Raw genomic sequence first — 1,500 nt, 5'->3', positions numbered from 1 at the left:
CTGCCCGCCGCGCTGCGTGCGCTGCTGTCACAGGTGCCGGGCCAGATACCGCCGCCAGGCGCTGCTGAGCGGCAGGACCCAGCGGCGCCCGCCCAGCCCACGGGCCGCGTGATCCTCCACCTCGGCTGCGTGCAGCCGGCGCTGCGCTCAGGAATAGACGATGCCGCGGTGCGTCTGCTCACCCGCCATGGGCTGGAGGTGATCATCACCCGCGAGGCCGGCTGTTGTGGCGCGCTGCATCAGCACCTGGGCCAGGAGGACGCCGCCGCCCGGCGCCAGGCCGCAACATTGGCCGAATGGCGCAGCGTTGGCCCGGTGGACGCCATCCTCACCACCACCTCGGGCTGCGGCCGCACCATGAAGGCCTGGGCCGATCCACTGGCCGCCCGGGTGCGAGACATCAGCGAGTATCTCGCCACCCTGCCGCCGCTGCCCAGCCGCATCGCGCCCGGTATGGCGGTGGCCTGGCACAATCCCTGCTCACTGCAGCACGGGGTGCGCAGCACAGCAGCGCGAGCCCTGCTGGAACAGGCCGGCTTTGCCGTGCGCGAGCTTGGCGAGGCGCACATCTGCTGCGGATCGGCCGGGACCTATGCCCTTTTGCAGCCGGACCTTTCCGGCCAACTGAAGGCGCGCAAACGTGCCCACATCGAGGCCACCGGCGTGGGCATTTTGGCCAGCAGCAACATCGGCTGCCTCACCCAGCTCGCCGGCCCCGGCTTGCAGGCGGTGCATGTCGTTGAACTGCTCGACTGGGCCAGCGGCGGGCCGGCTTGCATCACGGAACCGGAAAGGGTGCAATGATGGGTAGTATGGAGGCGAGACCATGTTGACACGGCGAACCCTCATCGGCGCCATACCGTTGCTGACGCTCGGCGCGCGTGCCGACGCTGCAGAGGGAGCGCCCTTCGTGCCCGCCGATTTCGCGGTGCCGGTGCTGGCCGGAGGCGATGGCTTCAAGCTGGTGCCGCTGGGCCCGCCGTTGGTGCGGGTTGATTATGATGCCTACATGTCCTCCATAGCGCATCTGCAACAGACGTTCACGCGCAGCACCGACTGGCCGCACCCGGGCGTCACTGCCGCCGATGCCGTGAAGGACATGGAAAACGAAGCCGAGCGCTTCCGCAATCGCCAATCCTTTGCCTATGCCGTCCTCACGCCCGACGGCGCCCGCGAACGCGGCTGTGTCTACGTCGCGCCCAGCAAGGTGCCGGGCTTCGATGCCGTGGTCAGGCTGTGGGTGACCAAGGCCGAACATGACGCCGGCTTTGACGCCGCGCTCTATGCCTGGGTCCAGGACTGGCTGCGCAGCCGCTGGCCGTTTGCGAGCGTCGCCTATCCCGGCCGCGCCATCGACTGGGCGCGCTGGGATGCGCTGGTGGCGGCCGCCAAATAGGTCTCCGGTCAGGCCGGCTGCGGTGCGTGCGGATCGGCAACGCGGGTGAGCCGCGCCAGCAGCGCCAGCGCGCCGGGAATGGCGGACAGGCCGGCCATGGCAGC

The 1,500-nt window shown here is 69.8% G+C and carries 2 protein-coding genes; both read left to right on the top strand.

All coding sequences use genetic code 11. The annotated features are described in order from the left end of the window. Positions 1 to 804, top strand: an 804-nt coding sequence (locus GJV64_RS14340) for a heterodisulfide reductase-related iron-sulfur binding cluster (RefSeq protein ID WP_268920654.1), incomplete at its 5' end; no start/stop codon positions are given. A gap of 22 nt (positions 805 to 826) precedes the next feature. Next, on the top strand, positions 827 to 1,396 hold the full coding sequence (locus GJV64_RS14335) for a twin-arginine translocation pathway signal protein (protein WP_164158139.1): 570 nt from the start codon (positions 827 to 829) through the stop codon (positions 1,394 to 1,396). The last annotated feature ends 104 nt before the right edge of the window (positions 1,397 to 1,500 follow it).

The sequence above is a fragment of the Sandarakinorhabdus rubra genome, from assembly GCF_010994245.1.
Classification (GTDB): Bacteria; Pseudomonadota; Alphaproteobacteria; order Sphingomonadales; family Sphingomonadaceae; genus Sandarakinorhabdus; species Sandarakinorhabdus rubra.
The sequence above is the reverse complement of the archived record's forward strand: the minus strand, read 5'-3'. Positions and strand labels throughout refer to the sequence as shown.